At 63.8% G+C, this 25,187-nt stretch carries 24 protein-coding genes; 12 read left to right on the top strand and 12 right to left on the bottom strand.

Annotation, left to right across the window (positions count from 1 at the left end; all coding sequences use genetic code 11):
* Positions 1-10: 10 nt before the first annotated feature.
* The 3 genes from R3X27_RS04635 to R3X27_RS04625 all read right to left on the bottom strand — a co-directional run bounded on the left by R3X27_RS04635 (position 11) and on the right by R3X27_RS04625 (position 2,693).
* On the bottom strand, positions 11-1,024 hold the full coding sequence (locus R3X27_RS04635; protein ID WP_317707662.1) for an ABC transporter substrate-binding protein: 1,014 nt from the start codon (positions 1,022-1,024) through the stop codon (positions 11-13).
* A gap of 558 nt (positions 1,025-1,582) precedes the next feature.
* Positions 1,583-2,269: a ribulose-phosphate 3-epimerase gene (gene rpe / locus R3X27_RS04630; protein ID WP_317707661.1), complete on the bottom strand. Its 687-nt coding sequence runs from the start codon at positions 2,267-2,269 to the stop codon at positions 1,583-1,585.
* A gap of 88 nt (positions 2,270-2,357) precedes the next feature.
* Positions 2,358-2,693 carry a hypothetical protein gene (locus R3X27_RS04625; RefSeq protein WP_317707660.1) on the bottom strand — a complete coding sequence of 112 codons (336 nt, stop codon included), beginning with the start codon at positions 2,691-2,693 and terminating at the stop codon, positions 2,358-2,360.
* A 179-nt stretch (positions 2,694-2,872) separates the two neighbouring features.
* On the opposite strand from R3X27_RS04625, the gene R3X27_RS04620 reads away from it, so the two are divergent.
* Positions 2,873-4,024: an amidohydrolase gene (locus R3X27_RS04620; RefSeq protein ID WP_317707659.1), complete on the top strand. Its 1,152-nt coding sequence runs from the start codon at positions 2,873-2,875 to the stop codon at positions 4,022-4,024.
* A 289-nt stretch (positions 4,025-4,313) separates the two neighbouring features.
* Positions 4,314-4,817 carry a hypothetical protein gene (locus R3X27_RS04615; RefSeq protein ID WP_317707658.1) on the top strand — a complete coding sequence of 168 codons (504 nt, stop codon included), beginning with the start codon at positions 4,314-4,316 and terminating at the stop codon, positions 4,815-4,817.
* Between the two features lie 90 nt (positions 4,818-4,907).
* Here R3X27_RS04615 and R3X27_RS04610 read toward each other — a convergent pair whose 3' ends face one another.
* On the bottom strand, positions 4,908-5,165 hold the full coding sequence (locus tag R3X27_RS04610) for a BolA family protein (protein WP_317707657.1): 258 nt from the start codon (positions 5,163-5,165) through the stop codon (positions 4,908-4,910).
* A gap of 110 nt (positions 5,166-5,275) precedes the next feature.
* On the opposite strand from R3X27_RS04610, the gene R3X27_RS04605 reads away from it, so the two are divergent.
* Positions 5,276-5,902, top strand: coding sequence for a J domain-containing protein (locus R3X27_RS04605; protein ID WP_317707656.1), 627 nt, complete (start codon positions 5,276-5,278; stop codon positions 5,900-5,902).
* 85 nt (positions 5,903-5,987) lie between these two features.
* Here R3X27_RS04605 and R3X27_RS04600 read toward each other — a convergent pair whose 3' ends face one another.
* Complete coding sequence (locus tag R3X27_RS04600) at positions 5,988-6,287, bottom strand: DUF4389 domain-containing protein (RefSeq protein ID WP_317707655.1); 300 nt, start codon at positions 6,285-6,287, stop codon at positions 5,988-5,990.
* A gap of 137 nt (positions 6,288-6,424) precedes the next feature.
* Between R3X27_RS04600 and R3X27_RS04595 the strand changes: the two genes are divergently transcribed.
* From R3X27_RS04595 to R3X27_RS04585, 3 genes are all read left to right on the top strand, one after another.
* The gene (locus R3X27_RS04595; protein ID WP_317707654.1) at positions 6,425-7,600 is read left to right on the top strand and encodes a dipeptidase; all 1,176 of its coding nucleotides are present in this window, start codon (positions 6,425-6,427) and stop codon (positions 7,598-7,600) included.
* Between the two features lie 143 nt (positions 7,601-7,743).
* Positions 7,744-8,730 (top strand): cobaltochelatase subunit CobS, encoded by a 987-nt coding sequence (cobS, locus tag R3X27_RS04590; RefSeq protein WP_317707653.1) that lies wholly within the window; start codon positions 7,744-7,746, stop codon positions 8,728-8,730.
* A 313-nt stretch (positions 8,731-9,043) separates the two neighbouring features.
* Entirely contained in the window at positions 9,044-9,430 is a 387-nt protein-coding gene (locus R3X27_RS04585) for a hypothetical protein (RefSeq protein ID WP_317707652.1), read from the top strand.
* Positions 9,431-9,436: 6 nt separating this feature from the next.
* On the opposite strand, the gene R3X27_RS04580 is transcribed toward R3X27_RS04585, so the two are convergent.
* The gene (locus tag R3X27_RS04580; protein WP_317707651.1) at positions 9,437-9,739 is read right to left on the bottom strand and encodes a PAAR domain-containing protein; all 303 of its coding nucleotides are present in this window, start codon (positions 9,737-9,739) and stop codon (positions 9,437-9,439) included.
* Positions 9,740-9,858: 119 nt separating this feature from the next.
* Between R3X27_RS04580 and R3X27_RS04575 the strand changes: the two genes are divergently transcribed.
* Positions 9,859-11,409, top strand: a complete 1,551-nt coding sequence (locus tag R3X27_RS04575; RefSeq protein WP_317707650.1) for a CHAD domain-containing protein — start codon at positions 9,859-9,861, stop codon at positions 11,407-11,409.
* 82 nt (positions 11,410-11,491) lie between these two features.
* Positions 11,492-11,977: a hypothetical protein gene (locus R3X27_RS04570; protein ID WP_317707649.1), complete on the top strand. Its 486-nt coding sequence runs from the start codon at positions 11,492-11,494 to the stop codon at positions 11,975-11,977.
* A 202-nt stretch (positions 11,978-12,179) separates the two neighbouring features.
* Here R3X27_RS04570 and R3X27_RS04565 read toward each other — a convergent pair whose 3' ends face one another.
* From R3X27_RS04565 to R3X27_RS04550, 4 genes are all read right to left on the bottom strand, one after another.
* Positions 12,180-13,055 (bottom strand): 1-acyl-sn-glycerol-3-phosphate acyltransferase, encoded by an 876-nt coding sequence (locus tag R3X27_RS04565; RefSeq protein WP_317707648.1) that lies wholly within the window; start codon positions 13,053-13,055, stop codon positions 12,180-12,182.
* 304 nt (positions 13,056-13,359) lie between these two features.
* Positions 13,360-15,912, bottom strand: coding sequence for an aminopeptidase N (gene pepN / locus R3X27_RS04560; protein WP_317707647.1), 2,553 nt, complete (start codon positions 15,910-15,912; stop codon positions 13,360-13,362).
* Positions 15,913-16,090: 178 nt separating this feature from the next.
* Positions 16,091-16,723, bottom strand: a complete 633-nt coding sequence (locus tag R3X27_RS04555; RefSeq protein WP_317707646.1) for a LysE family transporter — start codon at positions 16,721-16,723, stop codon at positions 16,091-16,093.
* The gene (locus tag R3X27_RS04550) at positions 16,720-17,190 is read right to left on the bottom strand and encodes an Lrp/AsnC family transcriptional regulator (protein WP_317707645.1); all 471 of its coding nucleotides are present in this window, start codon (positions 17,188-17,190) and stop codon (positions 16,720-16,722) included. Before R3X27_RS04550 ends, R3X27_RS04555 begins: the two co-directional genes overlap by 4 nt.
* A gap of 206 nt (positions 17,191-17,396) precedes the next feature.
* Here R3X27_RS04550 and parE point away from each other — a divergent pair, with 206 nt between their 5' ends.
* The 3 genes from parE (at position 17,397) to R3X27_RS04535 (ending at position 21,412) form a co-directional block, all read left to right on the top strand.
* Positions 17,397-19,358, top strand: coding sequence for a DNA topoisomerase IV subunit B (parE, locus tag R3X27_RS04545; RefSeq protein ID WP_317707644.1), 1,962 nt, complete (start codon positions 17,397-17,399; stop codon positions 19,356-19,358).
* A gap of 9 nt (positions 19,359-19,367) precedes the next feature.
* Entirely contained in the window at positions 19,368-20,015 is a 648-nt protein-coding gene (locus R3X27_RS04540; protein ID WP_317707643.1) for a DUF2971 domain-containing protein, read from the top strand.
* A gap of 287 nt (positions 20,016-20,302) precedes the next feature.
* Positions 20,303-21,412 (top strand): class I SAM-dependent RNA methyltransferase, encoded by a 1,110-nt coding sequence (locus tag R3X27_RS04535; RefSeq protein ID WP_317707642.1) that lies wholly within the window; start codon positions 20,303-20,305, stop codon positions 21,410-21,412.
* A 318-nt stretch (positions 21,413-21,730) separates the two neighbouring features.
* Here the strand turns inward: R3X27_RS04535 and gatB are convergent, their stop codons facing one another.
* Complete coding sequence (gene gatB / locus R3X27_RS04530; protein ID WP_317707641.1) at positions 21,731-23,239, bottom strand: Asp-tRNA(Asn)/Glu-tRNA(Gln) amidotransferase subunit GatB; 1,509 nt, start codon at positions 23,237-23,239, stop codon at positions 21,731-21,733.
* A 216-nt stretch (positions 23,240-23,455) separates the two neighbouring features.
* Here gatB and R3X27_RS04525 point away from each other — a divergent pair, with 216 nt between their 5' ends.
* The gene (locus tag R3X27_RS04525) at positions 23,456-24,139 is read left to right on the top strand and encodes a transglycosylase SLT domain-containing protein (RefSeq protein ID WP_317707640.1); all 684 of its coding nucleotides are present in this window, start codon (positions 23,456-23,458) and stop codon (positions 24,137-24,139) included.
* A gap of 207 nt (positions 24,140-24,346) precedes the next feature.
* On the opposite strand, the gene R3X27_RS04520 is transcribed toward R3X27_RS04525, so the two are convergent.
* Positions 24,347-25,150 (bottom strand): cytochrome c oxidase subunit 3, encoded by an 804-nt coding sequence (locus R3X27_RS04520; RefSeq protein ID WP_317707639.1) that lies wholly within the window; start codon positions 25,148-25,150, stop codon positions 24,347-24,349.
* Between the last annotated feature and the right edge of the window lie 37 nt (positions 25,151-25,187).

Below are 25,187 nucleotides of genomic sequence, written 5' to 3'. Positions count from 1 at the left end.
CGATCACTCGTCAGACGGCGTCGACGTAGCTCGCATTGACCAAAGTGTCCATGGTGATGGAGGCATCGACAAGGTCTTCGGACTGGAACCATTTCAGCTGGTCTTCGACCGAGGCCATGTTGAGTGCCGCGCCCTCGTTGAGGCGCATGGTGCCGTTGATGATGCCGGGGGCGGCCTTCTCGCGCGGGCGGTCGGTGTAGACATATTTGTGGATCAGATCGACCATCTCGTTGACGCCGTCGTCGCCGCCGGCCTTGTCGATCATGGTGCTGTTATAATCGGCGACCCCTTTGGAATAGCCGCCGAGGAAGGACTTTACGAGATCGGCCTCGCCGGAGGCGTTCTTCTCGGAGGTGAAGACGGTCGTGACCTGGTAGTTGGGGATGTAGTCCGAGACATTGCCGATGATATGCACCGCGCCGGAGCCGGCGAGCGGCTTGGCGATATGGGGTACGATGGACCAGGCGTCTATCTGGCCGGATTTCAGCGCCCCGATGATTGCGCCGACCTTCTGCAGCGGCTTGAACTTGACCGAGACGCCCTCGGCGGCGGCGATCTTCGAGCCCATGTAGTGGAAGGAGGACCCGGCGGTGGACATGCCGAAGGTCTTGCCGTCGAGCCCCGAGGGCGCGGTCAGGCCGGCCTGGAAGGCGGCATCGGAGGCGAGGATCTTCTGGCCGTCAATGCCCTCTTCTTCGGAGAGCGCGCCGCCGATCACCTTGACCGCGCCCTTCTGGGCCAGCGAGATGAGGCCGCCCGAGATGGCGGTGACGCCGAAATCCACGTCGCCCGAGGCGATGGCGACGGCCATGGGCTGGGCAGCCTGAAAGAACTTGAGCTCGACGTCGAGCCCGGCCGCGTCGAAGTAACCGCGCTCGAAGGCGATGAAGCTGCCCGAATGGCTTGTGAAGCGCAGCGCACCGACGGTGATCTTGGCGCCCGAGGCGATGGCCGGGGCGGCGAGCGCGGCGGTGGCTGCGCCGCCGATGATGCCGATGGCGTGGCGGCGATTGAAGTCTGTCATTGGGTTGTTCCTCCCGTTTCACCTTTATCCGACAAGGGTGTCCTGTCGGGCGGAACCCCCCGGCACCGCCGCGGGGAGTGAAGCCCGTGACGGCGCGCGCTGCAAGCTCGAAGCGGCGCGCGAACGCGGTGAAACTGCCGCAGGGGGACGGAGCAGGGAGCGCTCCCGCCGGTTTCCCGCGCATCGAAGATGCTTGGAAAACGGTTGGGCCGGGCGCGCCCTGCGGGCGCGTTTTCGGCAGCACGGAAGGCTTGGTCAATTGGTGGGGGCGAGTTGCACACGTCGCATTGAGCCGATAGCGGACGTCGGGTTTGCGCACTGATTGGCACGGAACAAGGCCGGAGGCCGCCGTGCCAGCGCCTGCCCGTCCCTGCGGGCTGACGCTTTGTTATCCGTGCGCAACGCTCTGATATATTCCGGTTTGATTAGGATAAAGTGCGGACCTCAACCGGAGCGGCGCCATCCCACGGGCAGGCGCTGGCACGGCTCGGGTCGCACTCCTTTGCAACCGCAGCGAAAGGCCTCTCGGTCCGCAGCTTGTCGCTTGCCCGAGCTTCCCTAAAGCACGCCGTCGGCCGCCATCCGGATTTTCCGGATATTCTCGCCATAGGGGGCCGGATCCTCCACCGAGCCGCCCTTGAACACCGCCGACCCGGCGACCAGCACATCCGCGCCGGCTGCGGACATCAGCGGCGCGGTCTCGGGCGTGATACCGCCATCAATCTCGATTTCGATCGGGCGGTCGCCGATCATCTCGCGCAGCCGGCGAACCTTGTCGATCTGGGAGTGGATGAATTTCTGTCCGCCGAAGCCGGGGTTGACCGCCATCACGCAGACGAGATCCACCATGTCGAGAAGATAGGCCATATCGTCCAGCCCGGTGCCCGGGTTGAGCGCCAGCCCGGCCTTGCAGCCCGCGCCGCGGATCGCCTGCAACGTGCGGTGGATATGTGGGCCGGCTTCGAGATGGGCGGTGATGATGTCGGAGCCCGCTTCGGCAAAGGCGTCGATATAGGGATCGACCGGAGCCATCATCAGGTGAACATCCATCACGGTCGAGATATGCGGCCGGATCGCCTTCACAAGCGGCGGGCCGAAGGTGAGGTTCGGGACGAAATGACCGTCCATCACGTCAACATGAATCCAATCAGCCCCCTGCGCCTCCACGGCGCGGATCTCCTGGCCGAAATTGGCGAAATCGGCCGCCAGGATGGATGGCGCGATCTTGATGGAACGGTCGGACATGGCTTTCTCCCCACTGGCCCCCCGTGGGCCGCCTCAGATCGGGGTTTGCCAGCTTCGCGCACCGCTGTCGAGCCGGATTGGCGTGGCGTCAGGCGGTGTCAAGCACGTTCCAGTGCAGCATCTCCGCCTCGACCACGCGCCGGGTGAAGGGGGCCATTCCGGCCGGGCCGGAGGCGCGGTCTTTCAAGTGGATGGCGAGATCCGGGCGGCGGGCGGCGATCACGCCGATCAACTCGCCGCGGATCGTGTCGTCCAGTCCGGCCCCCATCACGACGCATTGGATATTGGGTTCCGCGTCGAGCTGCGCGATCACCTCGGCGCGGTCATGGGCGCCGAGCCACTGGATCGGCAGATCTTCAAGCTCGCGAATGACATTGCGCATGACATCGGGCAGTCGCCCGACCAGAAGTACGACAGGTTTCATTTCTCCCTCCCTGCGGCTGCCGTTCGGAAGATCGCCGCCAAAAAAAGCGGCGGTCCAAGAGCAGGATAGCATATCGGGACGCAAAAATCCCTGATCGAAGGCAAGCCGGGGGGCGGGTTTGGTCTTGCGGCCAGGCAGAAAAAGACCTGAATTGGCGGCACAAAACCTCGGAGGCTGCCATGTTGACCAACTCTGACCTCGTCGAGTTGACGGAGTTCCGCCGCGAGCTGCATCGCTGGCCGGAGATCTCGGGCGAGGAGGCGGAAACCGCGACGCGGATCGCTGCGGCGCTGCGGGCGCTCGGAGCGGACCGGATCCTGACCGGGCTGGGCGGGCATGGCGTTGCGGCGGTGTTCGAGAGCGGGGAGCCAGGGGAGACAGTGCTGTTTCGCGCCGAGCTGGACGCGCTGCCGATCGAGGAACTGACAGAACTGCCCTGGACATCCCGCGTGCCGGGCAAGGGCCATCTGTGCGGGCATGACGGGCATATGACCATGTTGCTGGGGCTCGGGCGGCTGCTGTCGCGGCGCCCGGTGGCGCGGGGGCGGGTGGTGCTGATGTTCCAGCCGGCGGAGGAAGATGGCAGCGGCGCCCGTGCGGTGGTCGCAGATCCGGGGTTCGCCGGGATCGCGCCGGACTGGGCCTTTGCCATACATAACGAACCGGGGCGGCCCTTTGGCAGCGTCTCGACGCGGATCGGGCTGATCAATTGCGCCTCGCGCGGGCTGGAAATCAGGCTGACGGGCAAGACGGCGCACGCGGCCGATCCGGAAGACGGGGTCTCGCCCGCCCGGGCGGTGGCGGCTCTGATCCCGGCGCTGGAGGCGCTTGGGCGGGGTGGCGCGCTGGAGGCGGAGTTCCGGCTGGTGACGTTGACTCACGTGCGGATCGGTGAGGCGACTTTCGGGATTGCCCCCGGCGAGGCGGTGCTGCATGCGACGCTGCGCACCGGCGAGGATGCGGGCATGGCGGCGCTGGAAACTGAAGCGCGCGCACGCGTCAGCAGGATTGCGGCTGCGGAAGGTCTGGAGGTCGAATTTGCCTTGCAGGATGTCTTCGCGGCCTCGATCAACGATGCCGAGGCGACGGCCGTGGCGCGGGCCGCCATGGATGCGCTGGGCATCCCTCATGGCGAGGAGGGTGTGCCGATGCGGGCTTCGGAGGATTTCGGCGTGTTCGGGCGGGGTGCGAAGGCGGCGATGCTCTGTCTTGGCCCGGGTGAGGGCAGCGCGGCGCTGCACAATCCGGACTATGATTTCGACGACGGGCTGATCCCGATCGGTGTTGAGCTGTTCGAGCGGATCGCGCGGGATCTTCTCGGGCGCGCGTGAGTGTTGCATCAAATCGTTCGTGCGGAAGCAGATCGGAACCGGCTTGCGAAGGGGCAGGGGGCAAAGAGGGCCTATAGGGCCAGAAACAGGGGCAGGGGGCAAAGGCCGAAGGCGCTGTCCTCCAACGCCACGCTGGCCCGGTTCCGGTTGCGCGTCTTTGCAAGACCAGAGACGAGCGGCATGGTTCGCGCGGTTCCATCCCGGCCTCCGCAGAGTGCCCTTTGCACCTGCCGACCTCTTGCCTATAAGGGTCCGCGCTTCGGGCGCAGGTGACAGGAAAGAATCTTCGATGCCGATCTACGAATACAAGGTGATGCCTGCCCCCGAGAAAGGGCGAAAGGGCAAGGGTGTAAAAGGCCCGCGCGAGCGGTTCGCCAACGCTCTCGAAACGCTGATGAACGAGCTTGGCGCCGAGGGCTGGGAGTATCTGCGTGCCGATACCCTCCCCAACGAGGAGCGCAGTGGCCTGACTGGTTCCAGCACGACCTATCAGAACATGTTGGTCTTCCGGCGTGAGAAGGCCAGTGCCGAAACTCATCCTGTCTCCACTCTCTCCATCCACCCCCAGGAAGCCGCATCAGCGGCTGACGCAGGTGCCGACGCGGCCCCACGGGCCCCCGAGGCGCCTGCTGCCCCCCATGCGGGCGAGACGGAGAAGCCCGCCGAGTCGGAGACCGACACCGCCGCAGCCGCCGCGGCCGCCGCAGCGTTGACCGCCTACCGCGAAACCAGTTCTGCCGCGCCCAAGCTGGGGCCTGCCCCGGAGCGCAACCCCGAACGTAGCCAGGACTGAGCCGCCCTCGGGCGCGACATTGGATTGGTCCGCCTTGGGGCGCAGGTTTCAGCGAACGCAGCTCAGGGCGACGCGTCTAGCGAAGGCCATTCAGGGCGCGACATCCAGCGTCAGGGCATGGATGCGTCCAACCAGATCTGCGCCAAGCGCGGCATGGATCGCCCTGTGCCGCGCGATCCGCGACATTTCGCCGAAGGCCTCTGCCCGAATCATGACCCGGAAATGTGACTCCCCGCCCTCGCGATATCCCGCATGGCCCCGGTGCTGTTCACTCTCGTCCAGCACCTCCAGCGCCCGCGGCGCGAAGCAATCTTCAAGTTTCCGCGTGATTTCCTCAGTGACACTCATTTTTCGTCACACCCCCTGTTCGAATCCCCGTCCGGCAGATTAAACTCCTGCGTCCGAGTCGGAAAGAACTCAGGACCGAGTGCAGATGTTTCGAGAAAGGATCCCGTCCCATGGCCAAATCTGATCCCTTCGGTTTCGATATCCGCGTGAAGAGCGACAAGAAAAAGCGCTCGAGGGGCAAGCGTGGCATGTCGGGCGCAATCGAAACGTCTCAGCGGGTTTGCGAGCATCCGGGCTGCGAGGAGTCCGGTAAGTACCGCGCTCCCAAATCGCCCGACTCGCTCGATGACTATTTCTGGTTCTGCAAGGACCACGTCCGCGAGTATAATCTGAAGTGGAATTTCTTCGACGGCACGACCGAGGAAGAAATGCAGGCGCAGGTCGACAAGGACCGTGTCTGGGAGCGTGAGACCAAACCGTTCAAGCAATCCGCCGAAGAACGCGCCTGGGCCCGGCTCGGCATTGACGACGCGCATCAGGTCCTTGGCGAGAACGCAACCCGCAACCCCGGCAAGGGCTCCGGTGGCAGCCGCCGCCTGCCGCCGACCGAGCGTAAGGCGCTGGAGATTCTCGACGGCAAGGATCATTGGACCAAGGCCGACATTCGCAAAGCCTACAAGGGGCTGATCAAGGTGTTGCACCCGGACATGAATGGCGGCGACCGCTCCGACGAAGAACGCCTTCAGGAAGTCGTCTGGGCCTGGGACCAGATCAAGGACAGCCGCAGCTTCAAGTAAGCCCCGGGGAGCAGCCGCGGCTCTTGTTGCTCTTGTTTGGCAACGCGGCGAGCGACAGCGCTCTCTGCTCTCGAACTCTTTTTCCTTAGTCCAGATCCGTCCATGGCCAAGGCTTCACCTCGCTCGCGGCAACCTGGTAACGCGCGGCCTTGGCGATCCAGATCCCGAGATCGGTGCCGAAATCGGCCAGCCTTTCGTTCGGTTGCCGATCGTTGAGCAGCATGATCACGATCTGCCCCAATGTCGCCACGGCCAGGATTGTGTTGGCCACCCCGATCATCACATAGATCAACAGCATGTAGACCAGGCGCAGGAAGAGCGAATCCTTCTCGCCAGGCTCCGGTTGCGGGCCGTCGAGTCGCCCGTCGATATTCTCGTTTCGCATCTCTGTCTCCGTGAAACCGTCAGGCGCGAGCTTACTCGCTCCGCCGCCGCAATCAACGACCCAGCGTCATGGGTATGAAAGGCTTGGCAGGGCAAGCGGCGCATGTTTCGGTCGCGGCAGGAACGATGAGGGATGGTATGCGTTTGTTTGGAAAATGGATTGGTCGGGTCCTGTTTGTCGCCGGGCTCTTGTTGGGGGCCTTCCTGCTCCTTGCACCGGCAATTGTCGACCGGGTGCGGAATCCGGTGGTGTCGCATGCGCCCTATCCGGTCAGCCCGGAGGCCCAGGCGTTGCATGACAGCCTGATCGTCGGCGACTGGCATGCGGATACCTTGCTCTGGAAACGCGACCTGCTCCGGCGCAACAGCAACGGTGCGGTGGATCTGCCGCGACTTGAAGAGGGCAATGTTGCCTTGCAGGTATTCACCGCCGTTACCAAGAGCCCGGCGGGCCTGAACTACGAGGGCAATTCCGCCGAGAGCTTTGACAATATCACCGCGCTCGCCGTTGGTCAGCTCTGGCCCATCCGCACCTGGGACAGCCTTCTGCAACGCGCACTTTTCCAGGCGAAGAAGCTGCATCGCTTCGAGGCGGAGAGCGACGGGCGGCTTCGGATCGTCCGCACGCAGCGCGACCTTGAGGCGGTGCTGGCCGCGCGGGCTGCCGGCGAACGGGTGACCGGCGCGTTGCTCGGGATCGAGGGATCGCACCCGCTGGAAGGGGATATCGCCAATATGGACCTGCTGGAGGCCGCCGGGCATCGCGTGATCGGGCTGCAGCATTTCTTCGACAATGACCTCGGCGGGTCGCTGCATGGGTTGGACAATGCCGGGCTGACCGATTTCGGTCGCATCGTGGTCAGTGAGATCGAGAAACGCGGCATGGTGATGGACCTTGCCCATTCCTCGCCGCGCGTTGCCGCCGAGGCGCTGCAACTCGTCTCCAGTCCGGTCATCGTCAGCCATACCGGGATCTACTCGCATTGCGAGGTGAAGCGGAATTTCCTCGACGCACTGATGATCGAGGTCGCCCGGACGGGCGGGGTGATCGGCATAGGCTTCTGGAAGGACGTAACCTGCGACGACAGTCCGGCCGGTGTGGCGGGCGCGATCAAGGCGGCCATCGCGGTTGTCGGCGAGGATCACGTCTCGCTGGGCTCGGATTATGACGGCTCCGTCACCACCGCGTTTGACAGCTCGGAGCTGGCCGCGCTGACGCAGGCGCTGATGGAGGCCGGGCTGAGCGATGCGCAGGTCCGCAAGGTGATGGGGGAGAACATGCTGCGCGTTCTGCGCGCGCGACTCCCCGAGTGATGCCGGAGCGGGCCGGCGCCCCGCAGAGGGGGGCTGCCCGGGTATGGGGGACGCCTTCCTCTTGCGCCCTTTCCCGGAATGGTGCATCCCCGGTCCCGGCCCCGTCTCAACGCGGGGTCCGATTATTCGTGAGGATCAGGATTATGGCAGCCACTCAAAACGACCCCATTGCCCGCCCCACCGAGGAAATTTCGGTCCGCGATGTCTTCGGCATCGACACGGATATGGTCGTCAAGGCATTCGCCGAGACGATCGACCGGGTCCCCGAGATTGATCCGACCTACAAATTCGATCCTGACACCACGCTCGCGATCCTTGCAGGTTTCAGCCATAACCGCCGCGTCATGATCCAGGGCTATCACGGCACGGGCAAGTCGACCCATATCGAACAGGTCGCTGCCCGGCTCAACTGGCAGACCGCACGGGTCAATCTCGACAGCCACATCAGCCGGATCGACCTGATCGGCAAGGACGCGATCAAGCTGCGCGACGGCAAGCAGGTGACGGAGTTCCATGAAGGCATCCTGCCCTGGGCGCTGCGCAATCCCGTCGCCATCGTCTTCGACGAATATGATGCCGGCCGCGCCGACGTGATGTTCGTCATCCAGCGGGTGCTGGAGCATGACGGCAAGCTCACGTTGCTCGATCAGAACGAGATCATCACCCCGCACCCCTCCTTCCGCCTCTTCGCGACGGCGAACACGGTGGGTCTCGGCGACACGACCGGACTCTATCACGGCACGCAACAGATCAACCAGGCACAGATGGACCGCTGGTCGCTCGTGGCGACGCTGAACTATCTCAGCCATGACGCCGAGACGCAGATCGTGCTCTCCAAGGCGCCGACCTACAACACCGAGAAGGGCCGCAAGGTGGTCTCCCAGATGGTGACCGTTGCGGATCTCTCGCGCACGGCCTTCATGAATGGCGAGCTGTCGACCGTCATGAGCCCGCGCACGGTGATCAACTGGGCGCAGAATGCGTTGATCTTCCGCTCGGTCGGCTATGCGTTCCGCCTGACCTTCCTCAACAAATGCGACGAACTCGAGCGGCAGACCGTGGCCGAGTTCTACCAGCGCTGCTTCGACGAAGAACTGCCCGAAAGCGCAGTCAGCACCGCGCTGGTCTGAGGCCGCGCCGGTTCGCCGAGATGAATGTCGCGCCCCCGGGGCGCGGCACGTTCAGGCCGCCCCGGCCTGACGCGTGCCTTGAATAGGCGCGCCACCTGAGCCGCAACGCCCTTCGTTGCCGGGACTCTCTCCAGACAGTCAGATTGATGGTTGCAGCCCGGACCGGCTCGGTTGCGCGTGCGGAAACGCTTCGCTGAGACGCTGCCGCACGCGCGATCCAGACCGCGCATGTCGGTCGTCGCAGTTTCAATGATTTTTATTCTGCACAGTTGATCGGCGGAAAAAATCGCTACATGATTAAAAAATGCACGTAGTGAAAACTCTCCTTTTCGCGCTTCTGCTTCTGCTCCCCGGCCAGAGGCTGTCCGCCGAGCAAGTCGAACTGCCTGAAATTGCGCAAAATTTCGCGTCCTGCGCCGGACGGCTGACCGCCTTGATGCAGCACCAGTGGCTGCTCTCGGAATCCGGCTCAGACCAGACCGAGGCGTGGCGGGCGACGATGATCGATTTGCTGGACGCGGCGCTGCCCGGAGGTGCTCAGGCGGGGCGGGAAGCGCTGCGCTATCGGTTGGCTGCGCGGCAGGCGCATGCGGCGCTTCTCTCTCGCGCGAGCTTCAACGACAGCCGACGCGATGCCGGTTGGGCGAAGCGCCGGGCCGAGGCGGAGATTGCGCAATGCCAGGCGCTGATGATCTGGTAAGGCGGATCAGCCGCCGACGATGACCGTTGGACAGCCGACAACAACGGTGCCGCCATGGCCGGTCGTGTCGCCGATTCGGACCTGGGGACGCTTGCCGACGAGCACGGTCATCGAGCCTTTCGCGGTGACGTCCGGCGGGCCGACGCAGACCGCCATGTTTCCGATCGGTGCGGCAGGCATCATGCCGATGAGCACATTGATAACGCAGGGCGGCAGGATCGGACTGCCGACATGCGGCACCGGCGGCAAAGATGGCGTGACCATCGGGCAGACATGCATGTCGCCGATGCGCGAGGCAGGCATGGGCATGGTCGCCCTCCTTCCGGGAATGACTGCCTCAGCGTAGTCCGCCGGAGGTGTGTCGGTCGAGACATTTCATCCACGTATTTTCTATTGTACCTCAGGTATCAATCGCATAAATCTTCCGCATGACCGAGATCGAATTGAAATTCGTCCTGGACGAGGAAGGTGTCAAACGCCTGCGCAGTCGGCTGAAGGCACTCAAGCTGGATGAGAGCGCCACGCGGACGCGCAGCTTGCGCAGCATCTACTACGATACTGCCGAACATGGGCTGCGCAAGGCGGGGATCGCGCTCCGGTTGCGCCGCGACGGGCGGCGCTGGCTGCAGACGGTGAAGGCGGGCACGACGATCAATGGCGGCTTGTTGCGCGCGCGGGAGGTCGAGGTGCCGGCGCCGGGCGGGCGGCTGGACCTGTCGAACATCCCGACCGTGGCGATCCGCGCCGAGGTTGAGAATGCGATTGGCGAGGCCGAGCTGCAGGTGGTTTGCGAGACCCACATGAAGCGGAGCTCCACGGTGGTGACGTTGGAGAATGGTGCCCGGATCGAGCTGGACCTCGATCTCGGAGCGATCGTCGCGGGCGAGTTGAAAGAGCCTTTCCGCGAGGCCGAGCTGGAGCTTCTGGAGGGGGACGTGGATTCGCTCTACGACCTGACGCAGATGCTCTTCCCGGAAGGTGGGTTGCATCTCTCGACAATGGCGAAATCGGCGCGCGGTTACATGCTGGCGGAAACCGGGAAGATCCAGACCGATCCACAGCCGCGCAATGCCAAGCTGGTGCCGCTGGCCTCCGAAATGACCTCCGAGATTGCGGCGCGGGACGTGCTGCGCGAATGTTTCGAACAGATCGCGGCCAATACCGAGGTCGTGCTTTTCACAGACGCGCCGGAGGGTCCGCACCAGCTGCGGATCGGTTTGCGGCGGCTGCGCGCGGCGTTCGGCATGTTCAAACCGGTGATCGGCCATCCGGAAATGCTGCGGTTGAACGAGGCGGCCAAGCAGCTCGGCGCCCGTGTCGGCGCACTGCGCGATCTTGACGTGGTCATCACCGATATCATTGATCCGGAACAGGCGCTGCACCCGCAGGAGCAGGGGTTCAACACCTTGCGGCAAGTCATCGAGACGCGACGGGAGGTGGTGCGCAAGGAATTGCGGGCCTATTTGCGCTCCGAAACGGCGCAGTCTTTCCAGATCGACCTTGCGCGCTTTATCGAGACACGGCGTTGGCTGGCGCCCGAGGATTTCGAACAGACGGCGCGGCTGGCGCAGCCGATCCGGGACCTGTCCTGCAAGGCGCTTGGAAAGCGCTGGAAGAGCTGTGTGAAACATGCGCGTGGCATCGATCATCTGACCATCGACGCGCGCCACGAATTGAGAAAGGAGCTGAAGAAGCTCCGCTACACGATTGAGTTCCTTGGCCCCCTCTATTCGGAGAAAAAGGTCGGGATCTTCGTGAAGAAGATGAAGCGGATGCAGAACATCTTCGGCGATCTCAACGATCTTGCCATGGCCGAAGACCTGCTGTGCCAGCCCGACAGCCCCGGTGCGCGGAACGTCAATGCGCAGCGCGCGGTTGGCAGGGTGTTGGGCGCGCGCTCGGTCAAGGCGGAAGCGGCCTGGGCGCATGCGCGCGAACTCTGGCACGGTGTCGTCGAGACGGGGCCATTCTGGAAATAGGCGGCGCCCCGGCGAGAGGGCTTTCTTTTCAAGAGCTTCCGGTGCAGTCTGGTCGCAGGTTGGACTGTCGGGGGATGGCATCATGAGCGAGATGGAAGAGGCGAAGCAGGGTGGTTCGCCGCGCGCATTGGTTGCGGGGCTCATGGCCCTTCTTGGCGGCGTATTTTTCGCCGTGCTGTTGGGCGATGATGTCGAGAACTTCACCGGATCCGAATGGGCAGACCTGCCGACGGCGCTGATTGTGCGCTACCTCGTGGCGATGGCGCTTGGCGGCGCGCTTGCGGGCTGGCTGCTGGCCGGGATGTTCGGGCGGGGCGGGATCGGCGGCTGGGCGTTTGCGGCCATTGGCGGTGTGTTGGCGACCTGCTGTGCCGGACTGTTTGGTTCGGCCGTCGGGCTGTTGCCGGACCTTCTGGCCAATGGATGGCAGATGGCAGACCTGATCCCGATCCTTTTTGGCTTGCTGGTCGTGCCGCTTGCGATGGCCGCGCGTCCCTTCCTGGCGCTCGGTTGGGTGGTGTTGATCGTTGTAACCCACTTGCTGGCCAAGCGTCGCCGCGGCGGCTGAGGCGGCGGGGCGTTCGAGCTGTTGGATTCAGGTCCTGAGGGGGGCGGTGTCCGGTCCCATGATCCTTTTCGGATCGACCTGCCGCCGCTTTCGCCCGAACGCATGGTAACGGGCCGCGCTGCGTCAGCCAGAGTTGCGGGGAAGTTTGGGCAGAGCCCCTGGATCAGAGGGGGCGGCAGTGATCCTGTCTGTCTCGGCCCCCTCACGCGGAGAGCGTCGAGCGCACCCACCGCGGCCGCCGGGTCATCTCGGCCAGAGAGACCGTCGGCGCGTGCCGTCCGCCGAGTTTCAGCGTCGCGGCCTTCAACTCCTCGATCGCCTCGTTGGAGTTGGTCGACAGCGAACTCGCCGGGATCGGACGCCCGAAGGTCAGCCGGAAGGGCTGGCGATCCTTGTTCAGCGTCTCGTGGAACAGGGTGATATCGCGCAAGCTCGGGTGGATCATGTCGAAGAGGTAGAACAGCGCCGAATTGCGCGCGCGCACGTTGACCGGGATCACGTCCAGATCCCATTTGCGGGCGATCATCGCCGCCGAAGCCATCCAGTCGCGCTCATGCAGCTTCAGCCAGCGACGTTTCGCCAGCCGTCCGGCGGGAAAGATTACGCCGATGCGACCCGCGTCGATCGCCTTGCGCGTATAGGCCATTGTTTCACGTGTCTTGGCATGGCTGCGTTTCTCCAGCCGCCATTCCACGGGGCAGATCATCGACTCCATCTGCGGCATGACCCGCAGGATATCCGTATTGGCATAGATGAACGGATCCTGCCGCCGCCGCATGATCGCGTCCCAAAGGATAATCCCGTCGCCGATCCCGGTCGGGTGGTTGGCAACGATCAGAGCTGAGCCGTTCGCGGGGACGTTCTCGAGGCCGCTGATCTGCACGTCCCGCGCGATCAGGTCGGCCATGCACCGCATGATCACGTCATTGGGCTCGTCCTTGAGCTCCGTGCCAAGTTCGACGGTTCTGTCATAGCCCAGCATGCGGTTGAGCAAGCGGCGCGAATTGCGGCTGACGGGGTTGTCCTTGAAGAGCCAGGCCGCCCGTTCCTGGATCAGCGGATCAAATCTATCTTGCATGGCCTCACCCCAGCAAATTCATGGGGTTGGAAGAACCCGGCCCGTAATACGGCATTTTCCGACCCCAAGTCTTGCGCCCGCGCGCGCACAGTTTTGCAGCGCTACAGAGTCAGCTTATCAGCTTGATGACGGGTCGTCACGCGCAAGTGAACGCTATGGCGGTTCTCTGCCCCCCATGAAAAGCTGATTCTTCGGGTCATGTCATGGCGCGGCAGGGGCGGGGACCGCCCGGGCGATGCCAAATCCCGCAAAGTGTGATTCGCGGCACGCGGTGATTCCCGCGTGCCCGGCCAGCGCGATTCGTTCAGTCCCCGAGGATTCGTCCCACCATTTCGGCCGTGTCCCGACTCAGCCCGGGCGTGGCCGCGAGCCGCTGAAGATTCTCCCGCATCATCCCCTGTCGGTCGGCGTCGTAGCGCCGCCAGGTCTCGAAAGCGGTGACCATGCGAGCGGTGGTCTGCGGGTTAACCGGATCGAGACGGATCAGCCAGTCCGCCAGCAGCGCGTAGCTCGCCCCGGAGGGATCGTGGAACCCGGCGGCGTTCATCGCCAGCCCGCCCATCACCGCGCGGAAACGGTTGGGATTTTTCCAGTCGAAATCACTGTCCTCGGTGAGCCGGCGGATCGAGGTGGCCGTCTTCTCCGGCGCGGCTAGCCCCGCCTGCAGGCCGAACCATTTGTCCATGACCAGCCGGTCGCCCTGCCACTGTTTGCGGAAAGCCGCGAGCGATGCCTCGGCCTGGCCGATATCGAGCAGGCAGGAGAGCGCGCCGAGCTGCTCGGTCATGTTGTCGGCTGCCTGGTATTGCGCGGTTGCGCGGGCGCCGTCATCGACGAGGCTCAGGAAGCCGAGCGCGGCCTGGCGCAGCGCACGCAGGCCGGCATCCTCGGCATTCGGCTGGTAGGGGCCGTGGATCGCCATCTCGTCATAGAGTACGTCGAGCACTGGCCCGAGGCTCTCCGCAATCGCCTTGCGCAGACGCTGGCGCGCGGCGTGGATGACCAGCGGGTCGGGCGTGCGGCCGGCCTCGAACAGGGTCTGGGCGAGGTCATCCTGCCCGGGCAGGCCAAGCGCGAGGGCGCGGAAGGCTGGGTCGAGGCTGTCATCGCGGGCGACATCCTTCAGCGCGTCAAGGAAACCGGCATCCGGTGCCGTGTCCTCGGTAATCATGCGCAGCAGCACATCCTTGGCCAGTGCGCGCCCTGCCTCCCACTTGTTGAACGGGTCGGTGTCATGGGCGAGCAGGAAGGCGCGGTCCTGCGCCGACAGGTCGCGCTCGACGATCACCGGCGCGGAGAAATCGCGCAGGATCGAGGCCACGGGTTTCGCGGCCAGCCCCTCGAAGGTGAAGCTCTGTTCGGCCTCGGTGAGTTCGAGCACGCGGGTCGGCACGACCTCGTCGCCATTGGGCGAGAGCAGCCCGACCGCCACCGGGATCACCAGCGGCTGCTTGTCCGGCTGGCCGGGCGTCGGCGGGGTCTGCTGCGAGAGGGTGAGCGTGTAGGTGCCGTCTTCGAAGCATTCATCGACCGCAAGGCGCGGTGTGCCGGCCTGGGAATACCAGCGCTTGAACTGCGAGAGATCCCGCCCCGTGGCGTCCTCGAAGACCTTGAGCCAGGCCTCGATCGTCGTCGCCTCGCCATCGTGGCGCTCGAAATAGAGATCGAGCGCCCGGGCGTAGCCCTCGTCGCCGACGAGACGCTTGAGCATCCCGATCACCTCGGCACCCTTTTCATAGACGGTGGCGGTGTAGAAATTGTTGATCTCGACAAAGCTTTCCGGTCGCACCGGATGGGCCAGCGGGCCATTGTCCTCGCGGAACTGACGACCACGCAGCGCCAGCACGTCATTGATCCGCTGCACGGCGCGGGAGCGCTCGTCGCCGGAAAACTGCTGGTCGCGGAAGACGGTCAGCCCTTCTTTCAGGCAGAGCTGGAACCAGTCGCGGCAGGTGATGCGGTTGCCGGTCCAGTTATGGAAATATTCATGCGCGATGATGCCCTCGATGCGCTCGAAATTGGCATCCGTCGCGGTCTCGGGCGAGGCGAGCACGGCGGAGGAGTTGAAGATATTCAGCCCCTTGTTCTCCATCGCGCCCATGTTGAAATCGTCCACGGCGACGATGTTGAAGATGTCGAGATCGTATTCGCGCCCATAGACCTCCTCATCCCATGTCATCGAGCGCTTGAGCGCGTCCATGCCGAAGGCGCATTTCTTCAGGTCGGGCGCGCGGACCCAGATATTCAGCTCGACCTCCCGGCCCGAGCGGGTGGTGAAGCGGTCGGGATGGTTGACGAGATCGCCCGCCACCAGCGCGAAAAGATAAGCCGGTTTCGGCCAGGGGTCGGACCATTCAGCCCAGCCCGCGCCCTCGGCCGTCTTGTTGCCGTTGGAGAGCAGCACCGGCAGGTCGCTCTCGATGCGAATATCGAAGGGCGCCATGACGTCCGGGCGGTCGGGATAATAGGTGATCTTGCGGAAGCCCTCGGCCTCGCATTGCGTGCAATACATGCCGCTGGACATGTAGAGCCCTTCCAGCGCGGTGTTGGTCTCGGGGCTGATCTCGACCTCGGCCTCCCAGGTGAACGGACCGTCAGGAATGGCGACGGTGATGCCATGTTCGACCGTGTGCGGGGAGACCTCCTTGCCGTCGATCTTGGCCCAGATCAGCTTGAGCGTTTCGCCATGCAGGAAAAACGGTCCGTCGGCGTTCTCCGGATTGGGCACGAAGTCAATTTTCGAGATCACGCGTGTCGCCTGCGGGGCGAGGCGGAAGGTGAGGTGAACCTGCGTTACGCGGTGGGTGAAGGGCGCGTAATCTGCGAGAAAAACAGTGGTCTGGCTGTCCTGCGACATCAAGAAATCTCCGGCTGAGAGTCGCGCGCACCCTAGTCTTCTGTGGCGGCAGCGTCCATCGGGTTGGCGGAGAGGCCAGCGGGACGTTGGGCCAGCAGGAACATCCCAATGGAGCGCTGACCGGCACGGCTCCCGTCACCTGTTCCTGCAAGCGAGTCGAACTCTTCAGTCTGCAGGTCTACAGGACGACCGAAAGGGCGATCCAAAGCCCCCAGATCAGCAGAACGCTGCCCGACGCCAGGTCGAGCCAGCGCATCGCGTCGGCATTCATCCGGTTTCCGACCCATCCAGCGAGTTGGACCAGCATCAGCCACCAGAGCGCGGACCCCATGAAAACACCGATCACCAGCAGATATGGCGCTGTCGGATTGCCGGAGGCGGCCGAGCCGAGGGCCGCGATCATGCCGATAAAGGCGAGGATCGTCATCGGATTGGAGAGCGTCAGCGCAAAACTCGTGGCCCAGGCAGACAACACGCCGCGATAGGGGCGCCCATCGCTCACCGCCACCGGTTCCGCCGCGCGAACCGCAATGAAATAACCGCGCAGGGACAAGGCGCCGAGCGTGGCGATCAGCAAGCCGCCGGCGATGGCCAACGAATCCGCATAGGAGACGAGCAGACCCGTCGCCGCGAACCCCGCCGCAACCATGAGCCCGTAAAGACCATCGGCGGTCGCCGCGCCGAGCCCCGTCGCGAGCCCTGCCGCGCGTCCATCCATCAGCGTCCGGCGAATGCAGAGCAGGCCAATGGGGCCGACAGGGGCGGCAATGGCGAAGCCGATTCCGATCCCCTTGACGAGCGGCTCGATCAACCTCCGGCCTCCCGGTCGAGCCCGTCAATCGGGATGGCGCCGCTTTCCTTCAGAGCTTCCAACGATACGAGCGTCTCTGTTCTGCGAATGGCGGGCAGGGGCTTCAGGACCTCCTGCAGGAAGGCCTGCAGGTTACGGCTATCCTTCACGCGGATCTTCATCAGGTAGGAATGCGGCCCGCTCACATGATGAAGCTCCATCACCTCCGGGCGCGCGATGAGCGCGGCGCAGGCCTCTGCCTCGCCGCTATACTCCATGTCGATCAGCACCAGCGCGCAGAGCGCGGCGCCAACAGCCTCCGGGTCCAGCCGCGCCTGCCAACCTGTCACAATGCCCTGCGCGACGAGGCGCCGGACACGCTCATTGGCGGAGGAAACGGAGAGACCAACCTCCTCGGCCAGTTCCGCGCTTGACGCGCGGCCGTTGACCTGAAGAAGGCTGCAAATTTTTCGGTCTATTCTGTCCATGTCTGTCTATTTGACGGAAAAAATATAATAGTGCAATAAAAGAACCTGAAGTATAGTGAAAATTTGCTATACTTGCTGGATTAGCCCGACCCGCTTCGGTAGATCCGCGCCGATCCGATCCGAGAATGCCCGCCCTTCCCCAGACTGGCTATTCCTGTCAAAATGGCCCACAACATCTGGCAACCAACACCAAGAAGAGCAGCAGTATGCCCGACGATCTCCTCTCCGGCGGCGAGAGCCCCCAAGCCTATGACGCGTCCTCCATCGAGGTGCTCGAAGGGCTGGAGCCTGTCCGCAAACGCCCCGGCATGTATATCGGCGGCACCGATGAGCGCGCGCTGCACCACATGGTCGCCGAGGTGCTCGACAACTCCATGGACGAGGCCGTCGCAGGCTACGCCAACCGGATCGAGGTCGAGCTGCACGCCGATTACGCCGTCACCATCCGCGACAATGGCCGTGGCATCCCGGTCGATCCGCATCCGAAATTCCCCGACAAATCGGCGCTCGAAGTCATCCTTTGCACCCTGCATGCGGGCGGCAAGTTCTCCGGCAAGGCCTACCAGACCTCCGGCGGTTTGCACGGCGTCGGCGCATCGGTCGTCAACGCGCTCTCCGACAGCATGGTCGTCCAGGTCGCCCGCGACCGCCAACTCCACGAGCAGCGTTTCTCCCGCGGCCTCCCGCTCGGCCCGGTCGAGATCGTCGGCAAGGCGCCCAACCGGCGTGGCACCACCGTCACCTTCCATGCCGACGAGGAAATCTTCGGCCATCACCGCTTCAAACCGGCCCGTCTCTTCAAGTCGATCCGTTCCAAGGCCTATCTCTTCTCCGGCGTCGAGATCCGCTGGAAATCCGAGATCGACGACGGCGAGACCCCGACCGAAGCCACCTTCCACTTCCCCGGCGGCCTCGCGGACTACCTGCGCGAAACCATGAACGGCTCGACGACCTATGCCGAGAACCCCTTCGCCGGAAAGGTCTCCTTCCAGGAGAAATTCGGCGAGCCCGGCTCCGTGGAATGGGCGATCAACTGGACGCCGACCCGCGACGGCTTCCTCCACTCCTATTGCAACACCGTGCCGACCCCCGAAGGCGGCACGCATGAGCAGGGCTTCTGGAACGCGATCCTCAAGGGCATCCGCGCCTATGGTGAGCTCAGCAACAACAAGAAGGCCGCGCAGATCACCCGTGACGACCTGACATCGGGCGGCTGCGCGCTGGTTTCCTGCTTCATCGCCGAACCCGCCTTTGTCGGCCAGACCAAGGACCGCCTCTCCACCGAAGCCGCCGCCCGGATGACTGAAAACGCCGTGCGCGACCATTTCGACAACTGGCTGGTCTCCGACCCGAAATCCGCCGGCTCCATCCTCGATTTCCTCGTCCTGCGCGCCGAGGAACGGCTGCGGCGCCGGCAGGAAAAGGAAACCGCCCGGAAGTCGGCCACCAAGCGGCTGCGCTTGCCCGGAAAGCTGGTCGATTGCTCGGCCACCAACCGCGCCGGCACCGAGCTTTTCATCGTCGAGGGCGACTCGGCGGGCGGCTCGGCCAAGATGGCCCGCAACCGCAAGACGCAGGCGCTGCTGCCCCTGCGCGGCAAGATCCTCAACGTGCTCGGCGCCGCCTCCTCCAAGCTCGGCTCCAATGCCGAGATCTCGGACCTGACACAGGCGCTCGGCACCGGCATCGGCACGAGATTCAACCTCGACGACCTGCGCTATGACAAGGTCATCATCATGACCGACGCCGATGTCGACGGCGCCCATATCGCTGCGCTGCTGATGACCTTCTTCTTCGCCCAGATGCGCCCGATGATCGACGCCGGGCACCTCTACCTCGCCTGCCCGCCGCTCTACCGTCTCACGCAGGGGGCCAAACGCGTCTACTGCCTCGACGAGGCCGAGCGGGACGCGTGGATGGAAAAGGGGATCGGCGGCAAGGGCAAGATCGACGTCTCCCGTTTCAAGGGCCTCGGCGAGATGGACGCCAAGGACCTCAAGGACACCACGATGAACCCGGCGACCCGCAAGCTCATCCGCGTCAGCATCGACGAGGACGAACCGGGCGAGACCGGGGATCTGGTGGAACGGCTGATGGGGAAAAAGCCGGAACTGCGCTTCCAGTATATTCAGGAGAATGCGCGGTTTGTGGAGGAGTTGGATGTTTGAGGTATTGCGGTGCGGGTCTTCAAATTCTGTAACCTAGAGTTCGGCCGAGACAACCTCAAACGACACCGGCTCAAGATTTCAACGCTTTCTGACCTCAACGATCCCTTTGAGTTTCGAGGTTTCAAGGTCAAAGGAAAGGCTTCGCGTCTAACTTGGGATCGAACGCGGTCAAGCCTACTGTCAAACAAAGGGATCATTTGCTTTAGCCGCGATTGGAGCGATCCAGTTCTTTGGAGCCACTACGCCGACTCGCATCGCGGCCTTGCGCTTGGCTTCGATATTCCCGATGACTTATTGGTTGGCGTCGACTATCGAAAGAAGCGAAAGAACTATGGCGATATCTCTTCGTTGTCGAAGAACGAAAAAGAAGCACTCATTCTGAGTTCGTTGGCCACCAAATACAAACGATGGGAGTACGAAAACGAAGTTCGCGTTTTTGTATCAATTGAAACTAAAGATCCAGAAACAAAACTATTTTTCAAGAACTTCGACGAAAAACTAGTTTTGAAGGAAATCGTAATAGGTCCTCTCGCCAAGGTCTCATCACATGAACTTCGGAAGGCTTGCGGACAGCCAGACATAAAAGTCACCACGTCTAGGTTAGCCTTCACAAAGTACGGCGTCGTATCGCAAGAGAACCCAAAGTTTTGGAAGTAGACCGAAGCCACAGCTTTCTTGTCCATTCGCTCGTTTCCGAGGGCCGCGCCCGACCCTGGGTGGGCGCTTCGCAACGCCGGTTCAACGCGATTTATCCCAAAGCCCCGAACGACGTCTCAATGACGCAAGACCTTGCCAGAGCGCCCTCCCGGGGGAAGGGTCGGGCGCGGCCCGGGCTAGTCGCCCGGGCCAACATTTGATCGGCGAGCGACCTCGAATCCGAAGGTCAGCCCGTCCGCGCCCGCTTTCTCCTCGCCGCCGCCACCCCTTCGCGCTATGCAGCGCGGATGAATACCGACAATTTCGAAATCTACCTCACCGCCACGCCCGGGCTTGAGGCCACGCTGTGCGAGGAGGCGCTGGAGCGCGGCTTTGCCGGCGCGCATGTCTCCGAGGGCGGCGTGGTGTTTCGGGGCGGCTGGCCAGATGTCTGGCGCGCCAACCTGGAGCTGCGGGGCGCGACGCGGGTGCTGGCCCGGCTCGGCGCCTTCCGCGCCTTCCACCTCGCGCAGCTCGACAAGCGGTCGCGGAAATTCCCCTGGGGGAGCTTCCTGCGGCCGGGTCAGGCGGTGCGGGTCGAGGCGGTGACGAAGAAGTCGAAGATCTACCATGCGGGGGCGGCTGCGCAGCGGATCGAACGGGCGCTGCGCGAGGAGGCGGGTGTCGAGATCTCGGCGGAGGCCACGTTGCGGCTGATGGTGCGGATCGACGACAACCTTGTGACCATTTCGGCGGACACGACGGGCGAGTCCCTGCACAAGCGCGGCCACAAGGAATATGTCGGCAAGGCGCCGATGCGCGAGACCATGGCGGCGATGTTCCTGCGCCAATGCGGGTTTGACGGGACCGAGCCGGTGCTCGACCCGATGTGCGGCTCGGGCACCTTCGTTCTGGAAGCCGCCGAGATCGCTGCCGGGCTGCTCCCCGGCCGCACGCGCAGCTTTGCCTTCGAGGAGCTGACCAGCTTCGACGCGCAGTCCTGGGAGGCGATGCGCGCGCCCGGGGAGCGCCGCCCGGTCGAGACCCGTTTTTACGGCTCGGACCGCGATGACGGCGCCATCCGGGGGGCTCTGGCCAATGCCGAGCGCGCCGGGCTGTCCGATCTGTGCAGCTTTACTCGCTCTGCTGTCGCCGACCTGCAGCGCCCCGAGGGACCGCCGGGACTGGTGATGATCAACCCGCCCTATGGTGCCCGGATTGGCAACCGCAAGCCGCTCTTCGCGCTGCACGCCGCACTCGGGCAGGTGCTCAAGGAGCGTTTCCGGGGCTGGCGCGTCGGGATCGTAACCTCCGACGGTGGATTGGCGAAGGCGACGAGCCTCCCCTTCGAGTCGCTCGGTCCGCCGGTCGCACATGGCGGATTGAAGGTGAAGCTCTATCGAACGGGCGCGCTCTAGGCGTTGCGGGGTGCCGGATGGGGCGCGAGAAGGTTCCATCGGGAGCCGTGCCAGCGCCTGCCCGTGGGGTGGCGCTGCAACATCCGGGGACTGCACTTGATCCCGGTCAAACTCGAAGAAGTTCAAGCCGGTGCGCGCGGATGACAAAGCGCCAGCCCGCGGGGACGGGCAGGCGCTGCCTCTCGGCGATTGCAAGCAATCGCCTGCCGGTTGGGCATTGCAGGGCAATGCCCAATAGGACGGCGGCTTCGCCTTTATTCCGTGCCTGACGGCGCATCGGCCCCAAACCCGCGATTGGTTCAGAGCATGCGCCCAGCCTCAGCCGAGCTTCTTCGCCACGATCTCGTTCACGGCCTTCGGATTGGCCTTGCCGCCCGTCGCCTTCATCACCTGTCCGACAAACCAGCCCGCGAGCTTGGGATTGATCTTGGCCTTCTCGACCTGGGACGGGTTGGCCTCGATGATCTCGTCCACCACCTTCTCGATGGCGCCGGTATCGGTGACCTGCTTCATGCCGCGGCTTTCGACGATCTCGGCCGGGTCACCACCTTCGGTATAGACGATCTCGAACAGGTCCTTGGCGATCTTGCCGGAGATATCGCCCTTGGAGATCAGGTCGATGATCCCGCCGAGCTGGGCGGCGGAAACCGGGCTGTTGGTGATGTCGTGATCTTCTTTTTTCAGCCGGCCGAAAAGCTCGTTGATGACCCAGTTGGCGGCGAGCTTGCCGTCGCGCCCGGTGGCCACGTCCTCGAAAAAGGCGGCTGCCTCGGCTTCGGCGGTCAGCACCGAGGCGTCATACTCGGTCAGCCCAAAATCGCTCACGAAGCGCGCCTTCTTCTCGTCCGGCAGTTCCGGCAGGGTCTTGGCAATGCCGTCGACCCAGTCCTGTTCGATCTCCAGCGGCAGCAGGTCCGGACAAGGGAAGTAGCGATAGTCATGCGCTTCTTCCTTGGACCGCATGGAGCGGGTCTCGCCTTTGTCAGGGTCGAAGAGGCGTGTCTCCTGATCCACTGAGCCGCCATCTTCGAGGATGGCGATCTGGCGGCGGGCTTCGACATCGATGGCCTGCTGGATGAAGCGCATGGAGTTCATGTTCTTGATCTCGCAGCGCGTGCCGAGATGGGCGAAGTCCTGTGTTGCCTGGTATTTCTCGTACTGGCCGGGGCGGCAGACGGAGACGTTCACGTCGGCCCGCAGGTTGCCGTTCTGCATGTTGCCATCGCAGGTGCCGAGATAGCGCAGGATCTGGCGCAGCTTGACCACATAGGCCGCTGCCTCTTCGGGGCCGCGAATGTCTGGACGGGAGACGATCTCCATCAGCGCCACGCCGGTCCGGTTGAGATCGACGAAGGACATATGCGGGTCCATGTCGTGGATCGACTTGCCGGCATCCTGCTCGATATGGATGCGTTCGATGCGCACGAGGCGGGCAACGCCGGGCGCCATATCGACCAGCACTTCGCCTTCACCGACGATCGGGTGGTAAAGCTGCGAGATCTGATAGCCCTGCGGCAGGTCCGGGTAGAAATAGTTCTTCCGGTCGAAGGCGGAGAAGAGGTTGATCTCGGCTTTGAGGCCCAACCCGGTGCGCACGGCCTGCTCGACGCAGAACTCGTTGATCACCGGCAGCATGCCCGGCATGCCGGCATCGATGAAGGCCACGTTGGAGTTCGGCTCGGCGCCGAAGGTGGTCGAGGCGCCGGAGAAGAGCTTGGCCTTGGAGGCGACCTGGGCATGAACCTCCATGCCGATCACCAGTTCCCAATCTTCCTTCGCACCGGAGATTACCTTGGGTTTGGGGGCTTCGTAGGTGAGGTCGAGCATTGCGGCAGGTCCCTTTGACTGATCGCAGCGGTCTTAGACCGGCATGCCGTCCGGGGCAAGACGGCACGGCTCAAAGCGGGCGCTTCGGCACGTCGAGGGAGGGTAAAAGCGGCGGTTCGAGCGCAAGATGCCGCCGATTGTGACTGCCCCCCTTTGCCAGTGCGGCCGATCCCGGGTATTCCGGGCGCAATGAGTCCGCTGCCACGAGATATCAAAATGTTCCATACGCTCCCTCGCGCTGTGTGCGCATCGTTCCTGCTTGGGGCCTTTGTCCTGAGTGGCTGCGCCGAGACATCTGGCGATACGACCGCCTCCACGAAAGCGCCTACGGTTGATTACGACATGCGGTGGGACCATCGGACTGAGTCCGATGACTGGACGAAGAGCGCCCTGTCCGCACTGCGCAGCCATGGTTCGGTCCTGCCCAGCATGGTGCCGCGCGATATCGAGACCTGGTGCCCGGGATATATCGATGCCAGCCAGGAAGATCGCGAGGCGTTCTGGATCGGGTTGATCTCGGCGCTGGCCAAGCATGAGAGCACCTGGAACCCGAGTGCTGTCGGCGGCGGCGGCCGCTGGTTCGGGCTGGTGCAGATCGCGCCGCCCACGGCGCGCGGCTATAGCTGCAAGGCGACGAGCGGGGCGGCGCTGAAGAACGGGTCGGACAATGTCAGCTGCGCCATCCGCATCATGTCCCACACGGTGGCGCGCGATGGCGTTGTCAGCCAGGGGATGCGGGGGGTGGCCGCCGATTGGGGGCCGTTCCATTCGTCGAGCAAACGCTCCGACATGATTGCCTGGACCAAGGCGCAGCCGTTCTGCCAGCCCAATGCGTCCCTCGTGGAAGAGATGAAGGACAAGGGGCCGATGGTTCTGTTCAAGGGCAAGAGCGAAGGCTGATCGGCGGTCCGGCGTCGCCGGGACCGGGAAGACGGAGCCGGCATGGGCAGGTGTCGCCATTGCGGCCTTCCGTCCCGAAACCGCGCATTTGGCGCTCGGCCCCGATGTTCCTGAACGGCTCACGTCATCGCAAGCTATAGACCCGAATGAGAAAGGCCCGGCGCTCTCGCGCCGGGCCTTCTTCATTCGGTTGACCGAATAGCCGCCTCAGCCGCCCCAGATATAGACGGCGAAGAAGAGGAAGAGCCAGACGACATCCACGAAGTGCCAGTACCAGGCCGCCGCCTCGAAGCCGATATGGCTCTCGGGGGTGAAATGGCCGGCACGGGTGCGCAGGTAGCAGATGAACAGGAAGATCGTGCCGATGATGACATGCGCCCCGTGGAAGCCGGTCGCCATGAAGAAGTTGGCGCCATAGATGTTGCCGGCAAAGCCGAAGGCGGCGTGGCTGTACTCATAGGCCTGGAAGACGGTGAAGATCAGGCCGAGCACAACTGCGATGATCAGGCCCATCTTCATGTCCTTGCGGTTGTTGTTGTCATGGACCAGCGCGTGGTGGGCCCAGGTCGCCGCACAGCCCGAAAGCAGCAGGATGAGCGTGTTGATCAGCGGCAGGTGCCAGGGATCGAAGGTCTCGATGCCGGCGGGCGGCCAGACGCCGTCAACAGCCGGGCTTTCCGGCCCCATCGGGTAGAGCGCGTGCTTGAAGAAGGACCAGAACCAGGCCGCGAAGAACATCACTTCGGACATGATGAACAGGATGAAGCCATAGCGCAGCCCGATCAGCACCACCGGGGTGTGATCGCCCGCCTTCTCTTCGGCAACGGTTTCGGAAAACCAGGCAAACATCGTGTAGCAGACGCCGATCAGCCCGGCGAAAAACAGGAAGGGCGTGATCTCGTGCATCCAGAGCACAGCTCCGAAGAGCATCACGAAGCCGGAGACCGCGCCGATGAACGGCCAGATCGACGGCGGCAGGATGTGGTAATCGTGGTTCTTGGCGTGAGCCATAGTAAGGTCCCTTTGCGCGTTTCTTGTCAGGGGCTGG

The sequence above is a fragment of the Tropicimonas sp. TH_r6 genome, assembly GCF_033101155.1.
In the GTDB taxonomy this organism is placed as follows: Bacteria; Pseudomonadota; Alphaproteobacteria; order Rhodobacterales; family Rhodobacteraceae; genus Tropicimonas.
The sequence above is the reverse complement of the archived record's forward strand: the minus strand, read 5'-3'. Positions and strand labels throughout refer to the sequence as shown.

Excerpts from the sequence above, each read along its gene's own strand:
- R3X27_RS04635 (WP_317707662.1), bottom strand. The coding sequence starts at position 1,024 with ATGACAGACTTCAATCGCCGCCACGCCATCGGCATCATCGGCGGCGCA.
- rpe (WP_317707661.1), bottom strand. The coding sequence starts at position 2,269 with ATGTCCGACCGTTCCATCAAGATCGCGCCATCCATCCTGGCGGCCGAT.
- R3X27_RS04625 (WP_317707660.1), bottom strand. The coding sequence starts at position 2,693 with ATGAAACCTGTCGTACTTCTGGTCGGGCGACTGCCCGATGTCATGCGC.
- R3X27_RS04620 (WP_317707659.1), top strand. The coding sequence starts at position 2,873 with ATGTTGACCAACTCTGACCTCGTCGAGTTGACGGAGTTCCGCCGCGAG.
- R3X27_RS04615 (WP_317707658.1), top strand. The coding sequence starts at position 4,314 with ATGCCGATCTACGAATACAAGGTGATGCCTGCCCCCGAGAAAGGGCGA.
- R3X27_RS04610 (WP_317707657.1), bottom strand. The coding sequence starts at position 5,165 with ATGAGTGTCACTGAGGAAATCACGCGGAAACTTGAAGATTGCTTCGCG.
- R3X27_RS04605 (WP_317707656.1), top strand. The coding sequence starts at position 5,276 with ATGGCCAAATCTGATCCCTTCGGTTTCGATATCCGCGTGAAGAGCGAC.
- R3X27_RS04600 (WP_317707655.1), bottom strand. The coding sequence starts at position 6,287 with ATGCGAAACGAGAATATCGACGGGCGACTCGACGGCCCGCAACCGGAG.
- R3X27_RS04595 (WP_317707654.1), top strand. The coding sequence starts at position 6,425 with ATGCGTTTGTTTGGAAAATGGATTGGTCGGGTCCTGTTTGTCGCCGGG.
- cobS (WP_317707653.1), top strand. The coding sequence starts at position 7,744 with ATGGCAGCCACTCAAAACGACCCCATTGCCCGCCCCACCGAGGAAATT.
- R3X27_RS04580 (WP_317707651.1), bottom strand. The coding sequence starts at position 9,739 with ATGCCCATGCCTGCCTCGCGCATCGGCGACATGCATGTCTGCCCGATG.
- R3X27_RS04575 (WP_317707650.1), top strand. The coding sequence starts at position 9,859 with ATGACCGAGATCGAATTGAAATTCGTCCTGGACGAGGAAGGTGTCAAA.
- R3X27_RS04570 (WP_317707649.1), top strand. The coding sequence starts at position 11,492 with ATGAGCGAGATGGAAGAGGCGAAGCAGGGTGGTTCGCCGCGCGCATTG.
- R3X27_RS04565 (WP_317707648.1), bottom strand. The coding sequence starts at position 13,055 with ATGCAAGATAGATTTGATCCGCTGATCCAGGAACGGGCGGCCTGGCTC.
- pepN (WP_317707647.1), bottom strand. The coding sequence starts at position 15,912 with ATGTCGCAGGACAGCCAGACCACTGTTTTTCTCGCAGATTACGCGCCC.
- R3X27_RS04550 (WP_317707645.1), bottom strand. The coding sequence starts at position 17,190 with ATGGACAGAATAGACCGAAAAATTTGCAGCCTTCTTCAGGTCAACGGC.
- parE (WP_317707644.1), top strand. The coding sequence starts at position 17,397 with ATGCCCGACGATCTCCTCTCCGGCGGCGAGAGCCCCCAAGCCTATGAC.
- R3X27_RS04535 (WP_317707642.1), top strand. The coding sequence starts at position 20,303 with ATGAATACCGACAATTTCGAAATCTACCTCACCGCCACGCCCGGGCTT.
- gatB (WP_317707641.1), bottom strand. The coding sequence starts at position 23,239 with ATGCTCGACCTCACCTACGAAGCCCCCAAACCCAAGGTAATCTCCGGT.
- R3X27_RS04525 (WP_317707640.1), top strand. The coding sequence starts at position 23,456 with ATGTTCCATACGCTCCCTCGCGCTGTGTGCGCATCGTTCCTGCTTGGG.
- R3X27_RS04520 (WP_317707639.1), bottom strand. The coding sequence starts at position 25,150 with ATGGCTCACGCCAAGAACCACGATTACCACATCCTGCCGCCGTCGATC.